The organism is Shewanella sp. TB7-MNA-CIBAN-0143, assembly GCF_040310065.1.
In the GTDB taxonomy this organism is placed as follows: domain Bacteria; phylum Pseudomonadota; class Gammaproteobacteria; order Enterobacterales; family Shewanellaceae; genus Shewanella.
The window spans coordinates 21078-44084 of the sequence record NZ_JBEOPL010000011.1 but is presented as its reverse complement, the minus strand read 5'-3'; the positions used below and the strand labels follow the sequence as shown (position 1 = coordinate 44084).

Here is a 23007-nt window from a genome sequence, read left to right as displayed (position 1 = left end):
GCGCCTAATTAAACACGATTTTGACGTTAGTTGAACCAAGCATGCTTTCGAGGGCTAACATTAACTCATCACTGGGATTAACTCGCCACTCTTCACCTAACACGATTTTGCCGCTGGCTTGCTGTTTGGTGTAGTTAATCACCACAGGCACAGCGCCCTTACGCCACGGTGTTAATGTTTGCTCAAAGGTTTGTAACCACTCAGGCGTGACATCATCGCCATGAACATTGATTTCAACCGCTTTGGCAAAGTGACTGCGCGCTTCGCCAATTTCAATGATATTACGGGCGTTCATGCGATTGCCGCCAGAGAAATCATCAAAGCTGACATCACCTTCACAAATAAGAATGCGATCTTTTTCAAGCATATGACCAAACTTCTCAAACGGCTCGGTAAATAGCATGACTTCTAAACGGGCACTTTTATCATCTAATGTGACTAAGCCCATTTTAGAGCCACGCTTAGTGATCATCACCCGTGTTGCCACCACTAGACCAGCTGCTTTAACCGTTTTACCGCGCTCGGTTGGGTGAATGTCTTTTAAGCGGCCATTAGTGTATTGCTTAAGTTCTTTTAAATACTGATTAATAGGGTGACCAGTAAGGTAAAGTCCTAATGTTTCGCGCTCACCTTCCAACCAGATTTTGTCTGGCCACGGAGTACAATGGACAAAGTTTTGCTTACTGTCTTCAGGTTCACTATTGAGTAAACCAAACATGTCATTTTGGCCAGTCGCTTCTGCTTTAGCATGTTGCGCCGCAGCACTAATCGCTTGAGGCAAGGTCGCCATCATTGATGCTCGATGCGGGCCTAATGTGTCTAAGGCGCCTGCAAGGATAAGCTTTTCAATTACTCGCTTATTGAGTTTTTTCAAATCAATTCGAGCACAAAAATCGAACAGGTCGGTAAACGGTCCATTTTTACGGGCTGTTAAAATAGAATCTACCGGGCCTTCACCGACACCTTTAATCGCGCCGATACCATAAACAATATTAAGGTCGTCATCGACAGTAAACTTGAATAAGCCTTTGTTGACATCGGGCGGAATTAGCGGCAAGCCCATGCGTTCACATTCGTCAACCAAGGTGACGATTTTGTCGGTGTTGTCCATGTCGGCAGACATTACCGCGGCCATAAATTGCGATGGAAAATGGGTTTTTAACCACAAGGTTTGATACGACACCAGTGCATAAGCGGCAGAATGCGATTTGTTAAAACCGTAACCGGCGAACTTTTCCACTAAGTCGAAGATCTTCATCGACAAGTCGCCGTCGACGCCGTTATTAATCGCCCCTTCTTTAAACGTGCCGCGCTGCTTGGCCATTTCTTCAGGTTTTTTCTTACCCATTGCACGACGGAGCATATCCGCGCCGCCTAGGGTGTAACCCGACAATACCTGAGCAATCTGCATGACCTGCTCTTGGTACAAAATGATGCCGTAGGTCGGTGACAATAACTCTCTTAGTGACTCATGCTGATATTCAGCATCTGGGTATGACACTTCCTCACGGCCGTGCTTACGTTCAATAAAGTTGTCAACCATGCCTGACTGCAAAGGACCTGGGCGGAAAAGAGCCACGAGTGCAATCATGTCTTCAAAACAGTCGGGCTGCAGACGTTTAATCAGGTCTTTCATACCGCGAGATTCCAGCTGGAATACCGCGGTTGTTTCGTAGCGTTGCAGTAATCTAAAACAGGCAGGATCGGCAAGCGGAATGGCTTCGATACTAACGGGTTCTTTACCTTCTTTAATCAGGCGCGGATTAATCATCTGCAATGCCCAATCAATAATGGTTAAGGTACGTAAGCCCAAGAAATCGAACTTAACCAGACCAGCAGTTTCAACGTCATTTTTATCAAATTGTGTTACTGGGTTTAAGCCTTCGGCATCGCAATATAGCGGTGCAAAATCGGTAATTCGAGTCGGTGCGATAACCACACCACCGGCATGCTTACCCGCGTTACGTGTTACCCCTTCTAAGCGGCGACACATATCGATAAGCTCTTTAACGTCTTCATCGCCGTCATAGGCTTCAGGAAGCGCGGGTTCAACTTCAAAGGCTTTCGCCAATGTCATCCCTGGTTCTGCGGGGATTAATTTAGTTAACCGTTCAACAAAGCCGTAAGGATGACCTAATACGCGGCCAACATCGCGCACAACGGCTTTGGCCGCCATAGTACCAAAGGTAATAATCTGTGATACCGCTTCTCGGCCGTATAGCTCAGCTACGTGGTCAATCACCTCATCGCGTCGGTCCATACAAAAGTCGACGTCGAAATCGGGCATGGATACACGTTCAGGGTTCAAGAATCGTTCGAACAGTAAATCGTATTCTAGTGGATCTAAGTCGGTAATTTTAAGCGCGTATGCGACTAATGAACCCGCACCAGAACCACGGCCGGGACCAACTGGAATGCCGTTGTCTTTGCCCCACTGAATAAACTCCATCACGATAAGGAAGTAACCAGGGAAACCCATCTGGTTAATGACTTTCAGTTCAATCTCGAGGCGTTCGTCATATTCGACACGTTTTTCGGCGCGAACTTGTGGGTTTGGAAATAAAAACTCAAGACGTTCTTCTAAGCCTTTAACGGACACATTAACCAAGAAATCTTCAATGGATAAGTCGCCAGTAGGGAAATTAGGCAAAAAGTATTCATTTAGGCGAATGGTGACATTACAGCGTTTCGCGATTTCAACACTGTTTTGAATTGCCGACGGAATATCGGCAAACAATGCGATCATTTCATCTTCGGTGCGCAGATATTGTTGATCGCTGTATGTTTTAGGGCGACGCGGATCGACTAAGGTAAAACCATCATGAATTGCCACCCGGATTTCATGTGCTTCAAAGTCATCTTGTTTTAAAAACACCACTTGGTTAGTGGCAACTACAGGTAAACCTTTGGTTGATGCTAGCTCAACCGCCATGTGTAAATAGCGTTCTTCATGTGCACGACCAGTGCGGATAAGCTCGAGGTAATAGCGATCTTCAAAGTGTTGTTGATAAAAGGCAATCAGCGACTCTACTTGGTTTTGATTACCTTTTAATAATGCCTTACCGACATCGCCATCTTTGGCACCCGAGATAATGATCAAGCCGCTGTTATATTTGACTAACCAATCTTGGTCGATCACCACACGGTTATCGACATGACCACGAAGATAAGCTTCACTGATCAACTGAGTCAGATTTTGGTAACCTTCATTGTTCATCGCAATAATGGTTAAGGCGCAAAATTCTTTTTCAAAACCAGGTGTTTGCACCCAAAAATCTGCGCCAATGACCGGTTTGATCCCCGCACCATTACAAGCACCATAAAACTTAACCAAACCACAAAAGTTGTTTTGATCAGTTAACGCTATTGCTGCCATCCCCTGATTCTCAGCAGCAGCAATAATAGGTTTAACTTTAGCAACGCCATCTGACATTGAATAATCACTGTGGACGCGCAAATGAACAAAACGAGGATCGGACATAGAATATTTTTTCTTCGAAAAAGATGAATGAAACAACACGAAAATGCGGGATTTAGACTACCAAACTACGCGATGTTATCCAACGATAAACTCGCTTAATTTGGCTATTATCAAAATGTATCCTGAAGCAATATACGTTCAGCGACAGGTTTAAAACTTCTACGATGTTCAGGTAATACGCCATACAAGGCTAACGCTTCGAAGTGCGCTTTGGTTGGGTACCCTTTATGCTTAGCAAAGCCATACTGCGGGTGCAGATTGTCTAACGCGTCCATCTCGGCATCACGAGTGACTTTGGCAATAATGGATGCCGCACTAATAGCAGCCACTAAGCCGTCGCCTTTAATTATCGCATGACTGGCAATACCAAAATCCGGTACCCGATTACCATCAACCAGCACTCGTTCAGGTAAAATGGATAACCCGGCTACTGCGCGCTGCATGGCCAACATGGTGGCATGCAAAATGTTCAGCTCATCGATTTCAGCAGGGCTGGCACGGCCAATACTGACACTTAGCGCATTATCCATTATCTGTTGATATAAGGAATTACGACGTTTCTCGCTAAGCTTCTTAGAATCATTAAGGCCAACAATCGGTTTATTTGGGTCTAATATCACCGCGGCAGTGACCACATCGCCAACCAATGGACCACGTCCGACTTCGTCAACACCAGCAACAAGCCCTTGTGAAATAATGGCTACTTGTTCAGGGGTAATATCTTTTATCACAACCGATAATGTCGACATATTAGCTTATCCTAGTCAGGTTACGGCGCTGGTAATAATGCTACTACAGCATCTGCAGCTCGCTCGCTGGCATTACACTTTAGCAATTGATGTAATTCTTCAAAGCGGGTATTTAGCGGTACAAAATCTTGATTAAGCTGGTTGATTATCGCATCGGCAATTAACTGTGGTTGGCAATTAGCTTGCATCAGTTCTGGCACGATGGTGTCGTTTGCGAGTAAATTAGGCAACGAATAATTTTTGATTTTCATCATTTTAATCGCGATGGCGTATGTAATTGGGCTAACCCGATACGACACAACCATAGGACGTTTAACCAGCATGGCCTCTAATGTCGCGGTGCCAGATGCTAATAAAATACAATCTGCAGCAGCCATGACTTCGCGAGATTGACCTTCAACAATAGTGACTTCTAGATCGGGAGCAAACTCCTCCAGTGCAGCAAGAAACTGTTGTCGACGAGCATCATTAACCACTGGGGTGACAAATTTGATGTCTGGAAAGGTTTGCTTAACTAACTGAGCAGCTTTTATAAATGGTTCAGCTAATTGCTTTAGCTCTCCACCTCTGGACCCTGGCAATACTGCCAAGTATTCAGCATTAGGATCTAATCCTAATAACTGCCGAGCAGCCAGCTTATCACTGTGCATCGGAATATCGTCCGCAAGTGTGTGCCCCACAAAGGTACAAGGTACTTGATGTTGGTCGTAAAACGCTTTCTCAAACGGCAATAACGACAACACCATATTAGTGGCTTTAGCAATTTTAAATATACGTTTTGGACGCCAAGCCCATACTGACGGGCTGACATAATGGACTGTTTTAATCCCTTTGGCTTTTAATTTAAGCTCTACGCCAATATTAAAATCGGGCGCATCAATACCAATAAAACAGTCTGGCGCTAATTCAGTAATTTGTTTCACGAGACTTGAACGAATATGAAGCAGTCGAGGTAAATGTGATAACACTTCGACTAAGCCCATGATCGACAGTTCTTCCATTGGGAATAAACTCTCAAACCCTAGAGCTTGCATTCGAGGGCCACCAATGCCAATAAAGCGTGCATCAGGGTAGCGTTTTTTGAGTGAATTAACTAAACCGGCACCTAAAATATCGCCGGAGATTTCTCCGGCGACAATGGCGAATACTTTTGAAGGAGAGTTGGTCATCGTTTCCGTCTATCGAATAATGCCACGAGCAGAGTGGTTGATAAATTCCATAAATGCTTTCACATTGATGTCTTTTTCAGCGGCCTCGATTAATTCAGCGTTAGCTTCTTCAATGGTTAAACTCTTACGGAAAACCGCTTTGTACGCACTCAAGATTGCTCGTTGGTTTTCTTTGGTAAAACCACGGCGTTTTAAGCCTTCTAAGTTTAATCCACGCGGTACTGCAGGAGAACCAGCAGCCATCACAAATGGAGGAACATCTTGCAAAATAAGTGAAGCACCCGCGGTAAAGGCATGCGCGCCAATATGTACAAACTGATGCACACCAGTCATGCCGCCCAAAATAACCCAATCGCCAACATGTACATGACCCGCAATTGAAGCATTATTGGCCATAATAACGTTATCACCGACAAAACAGTCGTGGGCAATATGAACATACGCCATAAACAGACAGTTAGAACCGATGCGAGTTTCACCTTTATCTTGGGTCGTACCACGGTGAATGGTAACCGACTCACGAATGATGTTATTGTCGCCGATAATTAAGCGAGTTTGTTCGCCTGCGTACTTTTTATCTTGACACTCTTCACCAACTGAAGAGAATTGAAAAATACGATTACCTTTACCGATAACCGTTGGACCTTTAACCACAACATGAGAACTTATCCATGTGTCGTCGCCGATTTCAACGTTTTCACCAATGTAGGTCCAAGGACCAATAGTGACGTTATTACCAATTTTGGCTGTTGGGTGAACAAACGCTAATTTATCTATCACTTCTTAATCTCTCTACGTGCACACATGATTTCAGCAGAACAAACCAGTTCACCATCAACCAAGGCTTCACCAACAAATACACCAATACCGCGACGCTCTTTAATCATTTTAACGTGAAAATGTATTTGGTCGCCTGGCTCAACAACACGTTTGAAACGCGCTTTATCAATACCAGCAAAATAATACAGTACCTCTGGAGACGGCTCTGTACTCATGGTTTTAAATGCAAGTAAACCCGTTGCTTGTGCCATGGCTTCTAAAATGAGCACGCCAGGCATCACAGGCTGTATAGGAAAATGTCCCTGAAAAAAAGGCTCATTTATGGTGACATTTTTAATCGCATGTAAGTGCTCACCTACAGTAAAGTCCAATACACGATCGATCAACAAAAATGGATATCTATGAGGCAGATATTTAAGTATCTCTTTAATATCCATGGTGTTTAATTGGTTTGACACACTACATTCCTTAAATAAGGCAGAATTACAATTATTCTGTGCCCTTAGCACTTTTCTCGAGGGTTTTCACTCGGCTAAATAATTCATCTAATTGACGGAAACGAACAGTGTTTCGACGCCATAATTTATTTTCCATTGCGATGGTAGCAGACGAATACACACCTTTTTCACGGATAATGCTGGTCACGTTTGTTCCGCCTGATATGTGTACACCATCAGCGACACTCAGGTGTCCAGCAACAGCACTACCGCCACCGAGGATACAATATTTACCAATGGTAGAACTGCCAGCAATAATAGAGCCGCCAGCCATTGCAGTATTTTGGCCGATAATGACATTATGAGCAATTTGAACTTGGTTGTCGATAATCACGCCATCGTGGATCTCGGTATGCGACAACGCACCACGGTCAATGGAAGTACATGCGCCAATTTCGACATGATTGCCAATCCGAACGCCGCCGGTTTGTGGAATTTTAATCCAGTTACCGCGCTCATTGGCATAACCAAAGCCATCAGAGCCAATAACAGTCCCTGAGTGGACGATGCAATGATGGCCAATATGGACATTATGATAAACGCTCACGTTCGCCCAAAGACGCGTATTTGAACCAATAATACTGGTTTCACCCACCACACAACCTGGACCAATCTGAACATTTTCACCCAAAATAACATTGGCACCTATCACTGCATTTGCACCAATAGCCACACCGTCACCTAAAATGGCTGATGCATCTATTTGAGCCGAAGGATGAATACCAGGCGTTTCTTTTGGGGTGGTATCAAGTAATTGCGCTACTCGAGCAAACCCTACGTAAGGATCGCTAACAATCAGGGCGTTACCATGATAACCACTTGCTTCTTTTTCGCTCAGCAATACCGCACTAGCTTGAGTTGCCTCAAGCTGAGCACGGTACTTACTATTGGCTAAAAAAGAGAGTTGGCCTTTAGTTGCACTTTCAAGGGTAGCGACACTGGTTATTTCCAGCGTGGCGTCGCCTTTAATCGTTGCCCCTAATAGTTGGCTAAGCTCTTTTAAAGTCACTTTTTGCATACTTATTATTTGCCTTTGCTTAAGGCTTCTACCACTTTGCTGCTGATGTCAGCTTCTGGCTTAACAAAAATAACTGCGCCACGTTGTAGCACCATGTCGTATTTTTCTTTACCAGCAATGGTATTAATCGCTTTTTGAACTTGAACTAATAGTTTGTTTTGCTCTTCACCTTGACGACGACGCATGTCTTCATCTAATGCTTTGCCTTTCAACTGGAATTCAGACTTTAATGATTCCATTTTACGTACTAATTCAGTCTTTTGTGAATCGCTCATTAAGGCGCCGTCACGTTGTTGTTTCTCAACCAAAGAACGCATTTCTTCTTGCATTTTTTGGACTTCAGCAACACGGTCACCAAACTCAGCTTTTAATGATTTAGAAATTTGTTCGCGCTGTGGCAACTGCTCGAACACTTCACCCATATCAACCACAGCGAGTTTTTCCGCTTGGGCTAGCATAGGGGTAGCAAACAATGCCAATGTAATTAATGCGCGATTTACCATCTTTTTCAAAGTAGACTCCTTGTTAAACTTGTTGTTATCAGCAAAACCTGCCGAGTGTATTTGTTTTAGAACGTTTTGCCAATATTGAATGAGAAAATCTCTGTCTCATCATCTTCATATTCTTTCAGTGGCCAAGCTAAACTGAATACCATAGGCCCCATTGGCGATAACCACTGCACGCTCATACCCCATGAGGCACGTAAGCGTTCTGGATCGCTATAGTCTTCTAACTTAGAGAACTGATCCGCTGGTAAAGTCCGATATGAGTCATAATCAAACTCAGTATCCCATACGTTACCCGCATCAACGAAGAAACTGGTTCGCACTGAGTTAGTGTAAGCTTCATCAAGGAATGGTGTCGGAACAATCATTTCAAAGCTTGCTGTTGCAATGGCGTTACCACCAATTGAACGGCCAGAACTCACCTGAATGGTATTTGGGTCACCAGGCAAACTACAACCATCACCAGAAACATCAGGCGCACATTGCTCACTACCACGGTATAAATAGAACGAACGTGGGCCTACTGAGTTAGACTTAAAGCCACGTAACGAACTACTACCACCAGAATAATAGTTTTCCCAGAACGGTAAGATTTGATCGTTGTCGTTGAACTGACCATAACCGTTTGAATAACCTAAACGGGCGCGAGCCAATAATACAAACCCATGCTGAGGTGTCAGAGGGAAGTAGAAGTTGGTATCGAAATCCGTTTTAAAGTACTGTAAGTCAGAACCTGGCACGGTCATTTTACCGCTTAAACGTTGCGACGAACCATCTGTCGGGAACGTACCACGGTTAAGTGTGCTGCGGTACCAACCGGCATTCAATTCAAAGTTATCAAAACTTAAGTCTGAATTAGGATCATCAGTTTCACGATACACATTATAGAAACGCAACGCTTGTTCATAAGCAGAGATTTCTGAAATAGTATTATGACGATAACCAATACCACCGTTCAAACGGTTAGATTCGTTAATCGGGAATCCAGAGTTTAACGCTACACCATAAGATTTATTCTTATAGCGCTCAAGGTTAGCCTCGTTGGCATCAAACTCGTTCCAGTAAACGCTACCACCTAAACTGACACCATCCTTAGTAAAGTATGGGTCGGTATAAGACAAGTTGGCACTTTTAGAATATTTGTTAGTGTTGACGCTAAAACCAGCTTGGTTACCAGTACCAAGGAAGTTATTTTGCTCAACGCCAAACTGCAAACTCACACCTGATTCAGTACCATAACCGACACCTGCGTTGAACGAACCTGACGGTTGCTCTTTCACAGTCACTGCGACATCAACTAAATCGTCACTGCCCGGTACTTGAATGGTTTCTGCATCAACAGTTTCGAAATAACCTAAACGGTTAAGACGTAGTTTAGACTGTTCAATTTGAGCAGAATTTAACCATGCACCTTCCATTTGGCGTAATTCGCGGCGCATTACCTCATCTTTGGTAACTGTGTTACCAGTGAAGTTAATTGAGCGAACATACACGCGCTTACCCGGCTTAACATTGATATTGAGTACCACTTCTTTGGTTTCATCATCAATTTCAGGATAGGTTTTAACTTCAGGATAAGCATAACCAAAGCGGCCAAGGTATTTGCTGTACATTTCTTCGGTGAATGTCACATCGGCACCGTTGTACATGTTACCCGCTTTAATTGGCAAAATAGATCTCATTAACTCTTCGCGACCCATTAGGTCACCAATTAAGTTAACTTCTTTCACCTTGTACTTTTCACCTTCATTCACGTTAATAGTGATGTACAAACCTTTACGGTCTGGTGTCATCGCCACTTGCGTTGAAGTCACTTCAAAGCGAATATAGCCTTGATTATGGTAATAAGTTTTAATGGTTTCTAAGTCAGCTTGTAGCTTTTGCTTTTGGTAGCGACGTTCACCAAATAAATCCCACCATGCCACATAGTCTTTAAGCTCAAGCATACTGATGAGCTCAGAGTCTGAGAACACAGTATTACCTACTACGTTGATTTGACGGATTTCAGCCGCTAAACCTTCGGTAAACTTAAATTTAAGCTCAACACGGTTACGCGGCAAGTTGATGATTTGCGCTTCAACTTTGGCACCGTATTTACCCACACCGTAATAGAAATCTTGCAGGCCTTTTTCAATACCAGACAACATTGTTCTATCAAGTGATTCGCCAGCTTTAACACCAGAACCGTCAAGGCTTTCTTGTAACTGCTCGTCTTTGATATCTTTATTACCGTCAAACGAGATAATACTGATAGTTGGACGTTCTTTAACCGTTACATAGAGTATACCGTCTTCATGACTGACACTGATGTTTTCAAAATTGGTTGAACCGTAAAGGCTCTTAATCGCTTGCTGTAATTTAACTTCATCTACCGTGTCACCTACTTTCACAGGTAAACTCAATAGTGCTGCACCGAGAGCAACTCGTTGCAAACCTTCTACTTGGATGTCGGTCACTTCAAAAGGTTGGAAAGACTCTGCCCAACCATTCCCTGAAAAAGACGCGCCGACGAATAACATCGAGGCAAAAATTTTATTAAATCTCATAGAGCACTTCTAATTATTAGTCTGTCCTTGCTCAGAGTCGGGCAAAATCGTTGAATAAGGCTACGCCCATCAACATTAGCAGCAAAGCTGCGCCAAACCTGAATCCTATTTCCTGTACCTTTTCGGGTACAGGCTTACCAGTAATCACTTCTATAAAGTAATACAGCAAGTGTCCCCCATCGAGCACTGGCAGAGGCATTAAATTAATAATACCTAAGTTAACGCTGATGAGCGCGATAAACCCTAGAAAGTACACTAGACCGTAACTTGCACTGGCGCCTGCGCCTTGTGCAATCGAAATAGGACCACTAAGGTTTTTCACCGACACATCGCCGGTAAATAATTTTCCAATCATCTTAAAGCTGACGACAACGAGTTGCCATGTTTTATCAGCTGCAGCGATAACAGAATCTACTATGCCATACTCAAGCTCAAAGCGCATATTATCAGGCCACTGTGCTTGGGTTGGGCTAATTCCGACAATTCCGATAGTTTTACCATCAGAATTTTGTTGTGCTTTTGGCACAACATCAACATTGATTTGTTCGCCTTGACGTATCAATGTCATATTAATATTTTTGTTAGCAGAGCTTTGTACCACATCAACAAACGCATTCCAATCGCTGTATTGAGTGCCATTGATGTTGACGAGTTTATCGCCAATCTTAATGCCCGCTTGCTCTGCCGCACTGTCTTTACTCACTGCCGCAATCGTTGGATCTATCCCTGGGCGAAATATACCTAAACCGAGTGCGGTAATCGGCGACTCTTTTTCTGGATCGAAAACCCAATTTCGCGTATCGAGTTTGACGGTGCGAACGGGCATATCCATGCCCGACAACGCTGGTAATGGTGCTAGGGATAACTCAATACTGTCATCACCAATATGACCCACTAAGGCTAAATTAACTTCTTCCCAAGTACGTACTGGCTGTCCTGATACCGCTATAATTTGTTGTGGTTCAACCAACTGAATAACACTGGCAGGGCTATTTAACTTAGTACTGTCTATTACCGGCTTAATCGACGGAGTACCAATAAGGTACATGACATATAACGCTACAATTGCAAAAATAAAGTTAGCTATCGGGCCGGCTGATACAATCGCAATACGTTGCCATACCGTTTTACGGTTAAAGGCCTGGCCAAGTAAATGCTCCGGCACATCTTCAACGCGCTCATCAAGCATTTTGACATAGCCACCTAGTGGGATCATAGCGACGACATATTCAGTGCCATCTTTACCCACTTTACGCCAAATCGCTTTGCCAAATCCGATAGAGAAACGCTCGACTTTAACACCACAACGACGGGCAACCCAAAAGTGGCCATACTCATGAGCGGTAATTAAAATACCCAACGCGACGATAAAAGAACCTAAGCTCCAAAAAAAATCTATCATTATTTCCCTGAATTAATTTAGTGTGCTGATAACGGACACTGCCGTGGCACGTGCTTGCTCATCAAGCTGTATTATATCTTCAATACTGTCTAAACGTGTTTGTTGCACCGAGTCTAAACAGCGATAATTAACGTTAGCAATATCAGTAAAACGAATGTGACCTTTTAAAAATGAATCGACAGCAATTTCATTGGCCGCATTCAACACTGTGGTCGCTTCCTGACCTTGCTCACAGGCTTGCATCGCTAAGCGTAAACATGGAAAACGGTCAAAGTCAGGTTCACAAAAGCTTAACTGTCCGACTTTGAAAAAATCTAAAGGTTCAACGCCAGCGCCAATTCTTTGCGGATAGCTCATACAATGAGCAATCGGCGTACGCATATCGGGGTTGCCCATTTGTGCAATAACAGAACCATCGCGGTATTGCACCATTGAGTGAATCACGCTTTGAGGATGTATCACTACTTTGAGCTGTTCAGCTTGCGTATTAAACAACCAGCGAGCTTCGATAAACTCTAAGCCTTTATTCATCATGGTGGCTGAATCGACAGAGATTTTAGGCCCCATGGACCAATTAGGGTGATTGCAAGCTTGAACAGGTGTCATCGCACTCAGAGTGGCTAAATCAGTGTTTAAAAACGGTCCACCTGAACCGGTTAATAAAATATGTGATATGCCATTGGCACTTAAGTCACAATAACCGAGCTGCGCTTGGACATTGGTTGGTAAACATTGAAATATGGCATTGTGCTCGCTGTCGACAGGTAGCACTGTCGCACCTGATGCTCTAGCCGTATGCATAAATAACTCACCCGACATAACCAGAGCTTCTTTGTTGGCTAGCAACACCCGCTTACCTGCTTTAACAGCATCAAATGTCGGTACTAAACCCGCTGCACCAACAATAGCCGCCATAACGGTATCAGTGCGACTGTCGGTCACTAACGCATTTAACGCCTCAGCACCTGTAGTCACTTGAGTGATACATCCACTAGGCAATAACGATTTAAGCTCCATGGCGGCGCTCTCATCCACCATATGAGCATACTCAGGCTGATGAGTGATACACAAGGCCAGCATTTTTTGAACACTGGCATTGGCCACTAATCCATAGACATGAAAATCGGCAGGGTTATTTACCATCACACTTAAGGTGCTAGCGCCAATTGAGCCTGTAGCCCCTAAAATCACCATATTTTGCATTGGCATCACATCCACATGGCTATGTAGATAAAGGTAAACACTGGCAATGCAGCCGTTAGACTGTCGATACGGTCTAAAATACCACCATGACCAGGTAAAATGGTGCCAGAGTCTTTAATATTTGCAGCACGTTTGAACATACTTTCAGACAAGTCACCAAAAGCAGAGGCCAGAGCAGTAACGAGTGTCACCACAATGAGTAAGCCTAACTCTTGTTCTGGCGCAACATACATAATGCCCGCAACTACGACCATAGTAGTAATTAAACCACCGGCTAAACCCTCAAGCGTTTTAGCAGGACTCACACTCGGCATCAATTTATGCTTGCCTAACTTACGTCCAGCAAAATAAGCACCGGTGTCAGTCGCCCAAACCACTAACATAACGATAAACACTAATGCACCACCATAATAGGGATGAACGTTACTGCTTAACGATTTGAGAGCGATTAAAGAAGCAAAACACGGGATGAGTGTTAACTGACCAAACATGGATTTCAGCATAGGGCTGTCTTTCCATATTTTGGCACTTTTAGGAAAACTGAACACCAATGCGCTACTGACTATCCACCAAAATACACCAATAGTGATGATGGCCAAATAAATAGGGTGTAATTGGCCTTTAAACCACAACACATCTAAGGGTACTGATAAGTTAAGCGCTATCATTAACAGCCCCAGGGTAGCAGTAAAAGACCACTGGGTGACATTACAGCTTGGGTCAATGAAACTGCCCCACTCTTTTGCTGCAATTAAAAACACTGGCACTAACACCCAAGCAAACCAGTTTGCTGGAAGTAAAAATATTGCCCCGAGTACAATTGGGATTAACCACAATGCTGTTATTATTCGTTGTTTTAGCAAAAACTAATCCTCTTAATATTTATATTGCGCGTATCTCTTCAATTTGACTACCCGTCAAACCAAAACGGCGCTGCCGACTGGCAAAAATGGCAATAGCATCACGGAATGCTAGCTCATCAAAGTCAGGCCATAGGGTGTCAGTAAACACCAACTCGGCATAAGCGGCCTGCCATAAAACAAAATTACTAATGCGGTAGTCACCGCCAGTACGGATCATTAAATCAACTTCGCTCTGGTTTTGCATGCACAAATGTTCATTTAATGCTTCTTCGGTCATCTGACTGCTGGTGATTTCGCCACTTTCTACTTTTTCGGCTAATTTTTGTGCAGCCTGTAAGATATCCCAACGTCCGCCATAGTTCGCCGCCACATTTAATATCAGACCAGTATTGCTTGCTGTTTTCTCTTGAGCACCGGCAATTTGTTTCTGTAAACGATTAGAAAATCGGCTGGTATCACCAATAATATTGAGCTTAACTTGGTTTTTATCGAGCAGTTTCAATTCACGTTGTAACACCGTAAAAAACAATTCCATCAACAAACTGACTTCTTTATCTGGTCGGCGCCAATTTTCGCTCGAAAATGCAAATAGGGTTAATGATTCAATACCAAGTTGACTTGCAGTACTTACCGCTCGGCGCACAGCTTTAACACCGGCTTTATGACCGAAAACCCGGGCTTTACCCTGCAGTTGTGCCCAACGGCCATTACCATCCATAATAATCGCAACATGTTTGGGCAGAGATTGTTTTACTACATCAGATAATTGTCCCGGCAACAATTGCGAAGTCATTTGCTCCGAATCGGCTTTAGGGTCTGATTCAAACTCAACTGTAGACGACATCTACGACAATCCTTTATAAAAACAAACGCCGTGTAGTATACCCTTACACGGCGTGTTAACTCTAGCGTCTAAATTGACAGATTATACTTCCATCAACTCTTTTTCTTTCGCTGCTAGTATTTGATCAATGTTTTTGATTGATGAATCAGTGTGCTTCTGCACTTCATCTTCACTACGGCGAACATCATCTTCAGTACATGCTTTTGCTTTTTCAAGCTTCTTGACTTCACTGATTGCGTCGCGACGAACGTTACGAATGGCAATACGACCATTTTCCGCTTCGTTACGTACCACTTTGATAAAGTCTTTACGACGTTCTTCAGTTAACGAAGGCAACGGAATACGCAAAGTTGCACCTGCAGACATAGGGTTTAAGCCTAAATCTGAACTCATAATCGCCTTTTCTACCGCTTGAACTATCGATCTATCAAATACGTTCACTGTTAGTGTACGAGAGTCTTCAACTCCGACATTAGCCACTTGATTAAGCGGTGACATAGAACCGTAGCAAGACACTTGAATAGAATCTAATAAACTTGGGTGTGCACGACCAGTACGAACTTTCGCCATTTGGTTTTTAGTTGCATCTACGCATTTACCCATGCGCTCTTGCGCATCTAACATAATAGTATCAATCACAATAATTTCCTTTTTGTCACAAATTCATGTGTGTTTGAGCATTAGCCTAAGAATGACACATGCAATAAAACCGCTCAAACAGTTAAATTATATAATATAAATATTTTCTGTGTCTGTGATTAAGCAGGTTGTTTACTGCTAATAATCGTACCTTCTTTCTCACCCATAATAACGCGGCGAAGTGCACCTGGCTTGTTCATATTGAATACAAGAATCGGCATATTATGATCACGTGCCATAGTAAATGCAGCGAGATCCATTACTTTTAATTCTGATTCAAGGACTTCGGCAAAACTAAGCGTGTCATATTTAACCGCTTCAGGGTTTTTCATTGGGTCTGCTGAGTATACACCATCTACTTTAGTGCCTTTTAGTACCACTTCAGCTTCAATCTCAATACCACGTAAACATGCTGCTGAGTCTGTTGTACAAAAAGGATTGCCCGTACCCGCAGCAAAAATAACCACACGACCAGACTTTAATAGGCTAATTGCTTCTGTCCAAGTGTAATCATCGCACACACCTTTAAGTGGGATAGCAGACATAAGGCGGGCATTAACATATGCACGGTGCAAGGCATCACGCATGGCTAAGCCATTCATTACGGTTGCTAACATACCCATGTGATCGCCCACCACGCGGTTCATACCAGCTTTTGCTAAGCCTTCACCACGAAATAGATTACCACCACCAATAACCACGCCAACTTGAATACCAAGTTCAACAAGCTCTTTCACTTCTTGTGCCATACGATCAAGTACTTTAGGGTCAATGCCGAAGCCTTCTTCACCCATTAATGCTTCACCGCTTAATTTAAGCAGAATACGTCTAAACGCTGGTTTTGGATTGGTGCTCATAATTTTCATCCTGATCATAACAAAACCGCAGCGGTTGCTGCGGTCTTAGGGTATTTAGATTAAAGCGATTACGCTTTTTTAGTAGCAGCGATTTGCGCAGCTACTTCAGCAGCGAAATCTTCTGCTTTCTTCTCGATACCTTCACCAACTTCTAAACGAATAAAGCTGGTTACTGTAGCGCCTTTCGATTTAAGCACTTCGCCAACAGTTTTCTTTGGTTCCATGATGAAAGCTTGACCAGTAAGAGAGATCTCACCAGTGAACTTCTTCATACGACCAACAACCATCTTCTCAGCGATTTCAGCAGGCTTGCCTTCATTCATCGCGATTTCGATTTGAAGCGTTTGCTCTCTTTCTACAAGTTCAGCAGGCACATCTTCAGGGTTTACGAAATCTGGCTTAGAAGCAGCTACGTGCATTGCGATATGCTTTAGTGTTTCTTCATCAGCTTCACCCGCAACCACAACACCAATACGATCACCGTGACGGTAAGACGCAAGGTTTGCACCATCGATATACTCAACGCGACGAACGTTGATGTTTTCACCGATTTTAGTTACAAGCGCAACACGAGTTTCTTCAAACTGTGCTTTTAAGTCTTCGATAGACACTTTAGATGCAGCAGCAACATCAAGCACTGCGTTAGCAAATGCTAGGAAGTTTGAGTCTTTTGCAACGAAATCAGTTTGACAGTTAACTTCTAAAAGTGCAGCGAAACCTTCGCCATTCTTGATTAGAATTGTACCGTCAGCAGCGATGTTACCTGCTTTTTTAGCAGCCTTCGCGGCGCCGCTTTTACGCATGTTATCAATCGCTAGTTCGATGTCACCGTCAGTTTCAGTCAGTGCATTCTTACAGTCCATCATGCCAGCGCCAGTGCGGTCACGAAGTTCTTTAACTTGGGCAGCAGTAATTGCCATTGTTAAATCCTCTAATTTAATTCGTCTAATATTGCATTTATAAAACAGGGGCCAAAAGGCCCCTGTTCACCAATTATCTTATTGGCAAATAAGGGGGATGATAATCATCACGCCTTATTAAACAGCTTCTACGAAACCGTCTTGCTCAGCTTGAACAGCTAAATCTTGACCACGGCCAGCGTTAGCAGCTGCAGCAACAGAAGAAGTGTACAAACGGATAGCACGCATCGCGTCGTCGTTACCAGGAACGATGTAGTTAACACCGTCTGGTGCAGAGTTGGTATCAACAACTGCAACAACTGGAATACCTAGGTTGTTTGCTTCTTTAATAGCGATATGCTCATGGTCAGCACCGATAACGAATAATACGTCAGGTAAACCGCCCATGTTCTTGATTCCGCCTAAAGACTTTTCTAACTTGTCTAATTCGCGTGAACGCATTAACGCTTCTTTCTTAGTTAACTTGTCGAAAGTACCGTCTACAGACTGGCTTTCTAGCTCTTTAAGACGCTTGATTGACTGACGAACAGTTTTCCAGTTAGTTAACATGCCGCCTAACCAACGATGATCAACATAATACTGATCACAAGAAAGTGCAGATGCTTTGATAGCTTCGCCAGCAGCGCGCTTAGTACCTACGAATAATACTTTACCTTTCTTAGAAGCGATGTTGCTAATGAAAGCTAAAGCTTCGTTGAACATTGGTACTGTATGCTCAAGGTTGATGATGTGTACACCATTACGAGCGCCGAAGATGAAAGGCTTCATCTTAGGGTTCCAGTAACGAGTTTGGTGACCGAAGTGAACACCAGCTTGTAGCATGTCGCGCATTGAAACAGTAGTCATTGTATTTACCTTAATGTAAGGGGTTAGACCTCCACGCATCCCATGTTTCGACTTTCTAACTTCCGTTAAGAATGAGAAAGCACCCCGAAAAATGTGTCGATACGTGTGTGATTTAGTATTTAAGTTAATTGCCATGTATAATGACCACCATATTTTACGATTTGCCGAACACAATGTATACCTTGCTAAAAAAAGCAGCGATTGACATTGTATTAACTCGAACCGTACAACAACGATCTTACACATAACGGCGCGCTTTATACCATAAACGGCATGTAAATACAAATTTTTGCCGTAAAATCCTTGGATAAAACAAGCCTATTTTGACCGTCAAAAAGATAGAGAGTTTTTCATGAGTATTGTGATCAAAAATGCAGACGAGATAGAAAAAATGCGTGCAGCGGGTAAATTAGCGGCGCAAGTATTAGAAATGGTAGCTCCACACATTAAGGCTGGAGTGACCACAAATGAATTAGATGAAATCTGTGCTAAATACACCGAAGAGCAAGGTGCTATTTCAGCCCCGTTAAATTATCACGGATTTCCGAAGTCTATTTGTACGTCGGTAAATGAAGTCGTGTGCCACGGTATTCCTTCAGAGTACGTGTTAAAAGAAGGCGATATGATTAACCTTGATATTACGGTCATCAAAGACGGTTATCATGGTGATACCTCGAAAATGTTTTTAATTGGCGAAGTATCAGCAAAAGACAAACGTTTAAGCCGCATTGCCCAAGAAAGCTTGTATTTAGCCATTCGTAAAGTGCGTCCTGGTTTAAAATTAGGCGAAATTGGCACAACCATCGAAAAATTCATCAAAACAAGTAAAACAGGGCTTGATAAGTACTCCATCGTACAAGATTATTGTGGTCATGGTATTGGCACTGGCTTCCACGAAGAACCACAAGTTGTTCATTATAAAAATAATGATAAAACCGTGTTAAGACCCGGTATGTGCTTTACGATTGAACCAATGATCAATGCAGGTCGTCATACTACTGTGTTGGATAAAAGTGATAATTGGACAGTGACAACTTCTGATAGTAAAAACTCAGCACAATGGGAACATACACTTTTAGTGACCCAAACCGGTGTAGAAGTGTTAACTTTGCGTGAAGAAGAAGACTTTCCCCGTATCATTAACCACTAAAGACTCAAATTAGTAAGGACATCAATGAATACTGCGCTGGCCACCAAAAACGCATTAATTGACTTAAACCAGCGCTTAGTTGAGCAGTACACTGCAAAACACCCTATTGCTGATATTGTTAAACACCGTAGTCAATTTGTTGATGCTTTACTAACACAAACTTGGCGGGATTTTGGCTTACATAATAGCCAGCTTGCCCTAGTTGCCGTTGGCGGCTACGGTCGTGGTGAACTGCATCCCTATTCAGACATTGACTTACTTTTTTTGGTTAACGATGAACAATTATCGCCCGAAACTGAAATTCAGTTAGGGCAACTCATTACCTACCTTTGGGATACTGGGCTTGAAATAGGCCACAGTGTACGCACAGTTGCGCAAACCATTGAACAAGGTAAATCAGACATCACCATTGCCACAAATCTGATTGAAGCCAGATTGCTCACTGGTAATGAATATCTATTTGACGTGTTATACGATGCTATTCGTCAACAAGACTTTTGGCCCTCTTATGACTTTTATAATGCCAAGAAAGATGAACAAACGACTCGTCATAGTAAAGCCAGTGCTTTTGATTTAGAACCTAACATCAAAACCTGTCCCGGCGGATTGCGTGATATTCAAACCATCGCTTGGGTTGCAATGCGCCACTTTGATGCTGCTAAATTAGAAGATTTAGTCGAGCACGATTTTCTAGCGCCAGCCGAATTAGCAGAATTAATTGAATGCCAAAATTTTCTGTGGGAAATCCGTTTTGCACTTCACACCACCGCTAATCGCAACGAAAACCGCTTGTTGTTTGATTTACAGAGACAAGTTGCCAGTTTATTAGGTTACGAGGATGCTACCCAATTAGCCGTCGAACAAATGATGAAGCGCTATTATCGCACGGTACGCCGAGTGATGGAGCTTAATCAAATGCTGTTGCAATTGTTTAAGCGCGCGACATTAGGTCACACTCAAGCACTAGAAATTCAGCCGATAAGCGATGTTTATCAACGGCGTGGACGTTACATTGAAGTATTAGATGACGATTTATTTAGCCGCCAAAACGAAGAAATATTACGCTTATTTTTACTGGTGGCTAAAAACTCAAACATTCAAGAAATTTACGCGCCAACGTTACGATTACTGCGCAATGCTCGTAGAGCATTAACATCACCCTTACAAGAAAACCCCGCATGTCGTAAAGTGTTTATGGAGATCTTAAAACATCCACGAGGTATTACCGCATTTTCATTAATGCACCAGCACGGTATTTTGTCGTCTTACTTACCGGCTTGGCGCAAGATTGAAGGCCAAATGCAGTTTGATTTATTTCATGCTTATACCGTTGACGAACACACCCATAGATTACTGCTCAATATTGATCGTTTTTCACAAGCTGAACAAAAAGATGAATTTCCACTGGGTGCCATCTTAATTAATCAGTTACCGAAAAAAGGGTTGTTAGTTCTCGGGGCCATTTTTCATGATATCGCTAAAGGCCGTGGCGGCGATCACAGCAAATTAGGTTCAAAAGACGCTATCGACTTTTGTAAATTGCATGGCATGAATGATCATGACGGTCGCTTAGTGGCTTGGTTAGTTGAAAATCACTTAGTGATGTCAATCACCGCTCAGCGCAGAGATATTTCAGACCCGGAAGTGATTGCACTATTTGCTGAAAAAGTACGCGATGCTGCACACTTAAGTTATTTGTATTGCCTCACTGTCGCAGATATTTGTGCCACCAATGAAAAAACATGGAATAACTGGAAAGGCTCGTTATTACGTGATTTGTATTTTTCAACTCAACGAGTATTAGCTCGGGGTAAAGAAAAACCTATTGATGCTAAAGCGCGGGTTAAAGAGGTCCAAGCCAAAGCTAAAAAAGAACTTATTCGTCGTGGCCTGAAAGAAAAAGACATGGATGAACTCTGGTCTCGGTTCAAATCTGACTATTTTTTACGTCATCAGCCAACCCAAGTGGCCTGGCATGCTGAGGCCATTCTAAAACATCATCACGACGAACCATTAGTATTAATGTCTAAGCATACAACACGTGGTGGTACGGAGCTGTTTGTCTATAGCAAAGATAAACCAAAACTGTTCGCCACCGTTATGACCGTTTTAGATAACAAAAATATCAATGTGCATGACGCTAACATCATGACATCAAAAGATAACTATGCACTCGACACCTTTGTGATTTTAGAACAAGATGGCGAGCCTATTATCCAATTATCACGCATTCAAAGTATCCGCAAAGCACTTGAAAAAGCCTTGGCAAGTGAAAATCCAAAACTGCCGAAGTTTAGAAAACTAGCCCGGATCATGAAACCTTTTAATGTTGCGACTCATGTGAGTTTCTTACCCAGTGCTCGCCATGGTACAAGTATGATGGAATTAATCACTCTCGACACCCCAGGCTTATTAGCCAAAGTCGGTGATACCTTCTACCGTTGTAATGTGACATTATTAGCAGCTAAAATTACCACTATTGGTGAACGTGCAGAAGACTTTTTCATATTAAAAAACCAAAGTGGAACGGCCCTAGATGAGCCACAACAGCAACAATTAGCTGATGCGCTAACACTGGCGCTAAAATCATCTAACTAATTTAAACCATAAATTTGTGCAACTAATCATTTAATACCGGGAGAAAACAATGGAGGCTTTACGCCAACGCATTGAAGCAGCATTCGAAACACGTCAAGACATCTCACCTGCAACCGTAGAACCGAGTGTTCGCGCTGATGTTGAAACCGTGATCAATATGCTCGATAAAGGCCAAGTGCGCGTTGCTGAAAAAATTGACGGTGAATGGCATGTTCACCAATGGCTTAAAAAGGCGGTACTACTGTCTTTTCGCATTTTTGATAACGGCGTGATTGAAGGTGGCGACACCAAGTATTTCGACAAAGTCCCACAAAAATTTGCCGATTATGACGAAGCTCGTTTTAAAGCAGAAGGTATTCGTGTTGTGCCACCCGCAACGGTTCGCAAAGGCTCATTTATCGGTAAAAATACCGTATTGATGCCATCTTACGTTAACCTTGGTGCCTATGTTGATGAAGGTACTATGGTTGATACATGGGCTACTGTTGGTTCGTGTGCGCAGATTGGTAAAAACGTACACTTATCTGGCGGTGTTGGTATTGGCGGTGTTTTAGAGCCATTACAAGCAGGTCCAACCATTATTGAAGACAACTGTTTTATTGGTGCTCGCAGCGAAATCGTTGAAGGTGTTGTGGTTGAAGAAGGCAGCGTCATTTCAATGGGCGTTTACATTGGCCAAAGCACGCGAATTTTTGATCGTGAAACTGGTGAAGTACATTACGGTCGTGTTCCTGCTGGATCGGTTGTCGTATCAGGTAACCTACCATCGGCTTGTGGCACATACAGCTTGTATGCAGCGATTATTGTCAAAAAAGTTGATGCTAAAACCCGCGGTAAAGTGGGTATCAATGAACTATTACGTATCGTTGATTAATTTTATTATCCAACGATAATCTACAAAAGGCTCCTAGGAGCCTTTTTTGTTACTGTTAAATCATC

Annotated in this window: 19 protein-coding genes; 3 read left to right on the top strand and 16 right to left on the bottom strand. The window is 43.0% G+C overall.

Going from position 1 to position 23007, the window contains the following annotated elements:
* Positions 1-4: 4 nt before the first annotated feature.
* The 16 genes from dnaE to rpsB form a co-directional block, all read right to left on the bottom strand.
* Positions 5-3481 carry a DNA polymerase III subunit alpha gene (gene dnaE, locus AAEY97_RS10600; RefSeq protein WP_350998722.1) on the bottom strand — a complete coding sequence of 1159 codons (3477 nt, stop codon included), beginning with the start codon at positions 3479-3481 and terminating at the stop codon, positions 5-7.
* Between the two features lie 110 nt (positions 3482-3591).
* A complete protein-coding gene (rnhB, locus tag AAEY97_RS10595) occupies positions 3592-4230 on the bottom strand; it encodes a ribonuclease HII (RefSeq protein WP_162023505.1) in 639 nt (212 codons plus the stop codon).
* Positions 4231-4250: 20 nt separating this feature from the next.
* On the bottom strand, positions 4251-5399 hold the full coding sequence (lpxB, locus tag AAEY97_RS10590; protein ID WP_350998719.1) for a lipid-A-disaccharide synthase: 1149 nt from the start codon (positions 5397-5399) through the stop codon (positions 4251-4253).
* Positions 5400-5408: 9 nt separating this feature from the next.
* Positions 5409-6179, bottom strand: a complete 771-nt coding sequence (gene lpxA / locus AAEY97_RS10585) for an acyl-ACP--UDP-N-acetylglucosamine O-acyltransferase (RefSeq protein WP_101086637.1) — start codon at positions 6177-6179, stop codon at positions 5409-5411.
* Positions 6176-6637: a 3-hydroxyacyl-ACP dehydratase FabZ gene (gene fabZ, locus AAEY97_RS10580; RefSeq protein ID WP_011636755.1), complete on the bottom strand. Its 462-nt coding sequence runs from the start codon at positions 6635-6637 to the stop codon at positions 6176-6178. Before fabZ ends, lpxA begins: the two co-directional genes overlap by 4 nt.
* Positions 6638-6668: 31 nt before the next feature.
* The gene (gene lpxD / locus AAEY97_RS10575; RefSeq protein WP_162023506.1) at positions 6669-7694 is read right to left on the bottom strand and encodes a UDP-3-O-(3-hydroxymyristoyl)glucosamine N-acyltransferase; all 1026 of its coding nucleotides are present in this window, start codon (positions 7692-7694) and stop codon (positions 6669-6671) included.
* Between the two features lie 5 nt (positions 7695-7699).
* Positions 7700-8197 carry an OmpH/Skp family outer membrane protein gene (locus AAEY97_RS10570; RefSeq protein ID WP_011636753.1) on the bottom strand — a complete coding sequence of 166 codons (498 nt, stop codon included), beginning with the start codon at positions 8195-8197 and terminating at the stop codon, positions 7700-7702.
* A gap of 65 nt (positions 8198-8262) precedes the next feature.
* The gene (gene bamA, locus AAEY97_RS10565) at positions 8263-10746 is read right to left on the bottom strand and encodes an outer membrane protein assembly factor BamA (RefSeq protein WP_101086635.1); all 2484 of its coding nucleotides are present in this window, start codon (positions 10744-10746) and stop codon (positions 8263-8265) included.
* A gap of 31 nt (positions 10747-10777) precedes the next feature.
* Entirely contained in the window at positions 10778-12148 is a 1371-nt protein-coding gene (gene rseP / locus AAEY97_RS10560; protein ID WP_350998715.1) for a sigma E protease regulator RseP, read from the bottom strand.
* Positions 12149-12160: 12 nt separating this feature from the next.
* Complete coding sequence (gene ispC / locus AAEY97_RS10555; protein WP_350998843.1) at positions 12161-13351, bottom strand: 1-deoxy-D-xylulose-5-phosphate reductoisomerase; 1191 nt, start codon at positions 13349-13351, stop codon at positions 12161-12163.
* A 5-nt stretch (positions 13352-13356) separates the two neighbouring features.
* On the bottom strand, positions 13357-14214 hold the full coding sequence (locus AAEY97_RS10550; protein WP_101086633.1) for a phosphatidate cytidylyltransferase: 858 nt from the start codon (positions 14212-14214) through the stop codon (positions 13357-13359).
* A gap of 19 nt (positions 14215-14233) precedes the next feature.
* On the bottom strand, positions 14234-15058 hold the full coding sequence (uppS, locus tag AAEY97_RS10545) for a polyprenyl diphosphate synthase (protein ID WP_011636748.1): 825 nt from the start codon (positions 15056-15058) through the stop codon (positions 14234-14236).
* An 81-nt stretch (positions 15059-15139) separates the two neighbouring features.
* Positions 15140-15682, bottom strand: coding sequence for a ribosome recycling factor (gene frr / locus AAEY97_RS10540; protein ID WP_101087203.1), 543 nt, complete (start codon positions 15680-15682; stop codon positions 15140-15142).
* A gap of 134 nt (positions 15683-15816) precedes the next feature.
* Complete coding sequence (gene pyrH / locus AAEY97_RS10535) at positions 15817-16554, bottom strand: UMP kinase (protein ID WP_011636746.1); 738 nt, start codon at positions 16552-16554, stop codon at positions 15817-15819.
* A 68-nt stretch (positions 16555-16622) separates the two neighbouring features.
* On the bottom strand, positions 16623-17474 hold the full coding sequence (gene tsf, locus AAEY97_RS10530; protein ID WP_162023508.1) for a translation elongation factor Ts: 852 nt from the start codon (positions 17472-17474) through the stop codon (positions 16623-16625).
* 117 nt (positions 17475-17591) lie between these two features.
* Complete coding sequence (gene rpsB, locus AAEY97_RS10525; RefSeq protein ID WP_011636744.1) at positions 17592-18320, bottom strand: 30S ribosomal protein S2; 729 nt, start codon at positions 18318-18320, stop codon at positions 17592-17594.
* Between the two features lie 352 nt (positions 18321-18672).
* Here rpsB and map point away from each other — a divergent pair, with 352 nt between their 5' ends.
* The 3 genes from map to dapD are packed head-to-tail and all read left to right on the top strand — an operon-like array spanning position 18673 to position 22942.
* Positions 18673-19470, top strand: a complete 798-nt coding sequence (gene map / locus AAEY97_RS10520; protein WP_101086631.1) for a type I methionyl aminopeptidase — start codon at positions 18673-18675, stop codon at positions 19468-19470.
* Between the two features lie 24 nt (positions 19471-19494).
* Positions 19495-22068: a bifunctional uridylyltransferase/uridylyl-removing protein GlnD gene (glnD, locus tag AAEY97_RS10515; RefSeq protein WP_350979079.1), complete on the top strand. Its 2574-nt coding sequence runs from the start codon at positions 19495-19497 to the stop codon at positions 22066-22068.
* Positions 22069-22117: 49 nt separating this feature from the next.
* A complete protein-coding gene (gene dapD, locus AAEY97_RS10510; protein WP_101086629.1) occupies positions 22118-22942 on the top strand; it encodes a 2,3,4,5-tetrahydropyridine-2,6-dicarboxylate N-succinyltransferase in 825 nt (274 codons plus the stop codon).
* Positions 22943-23007 lie beyond the last annotated feature (65 nt).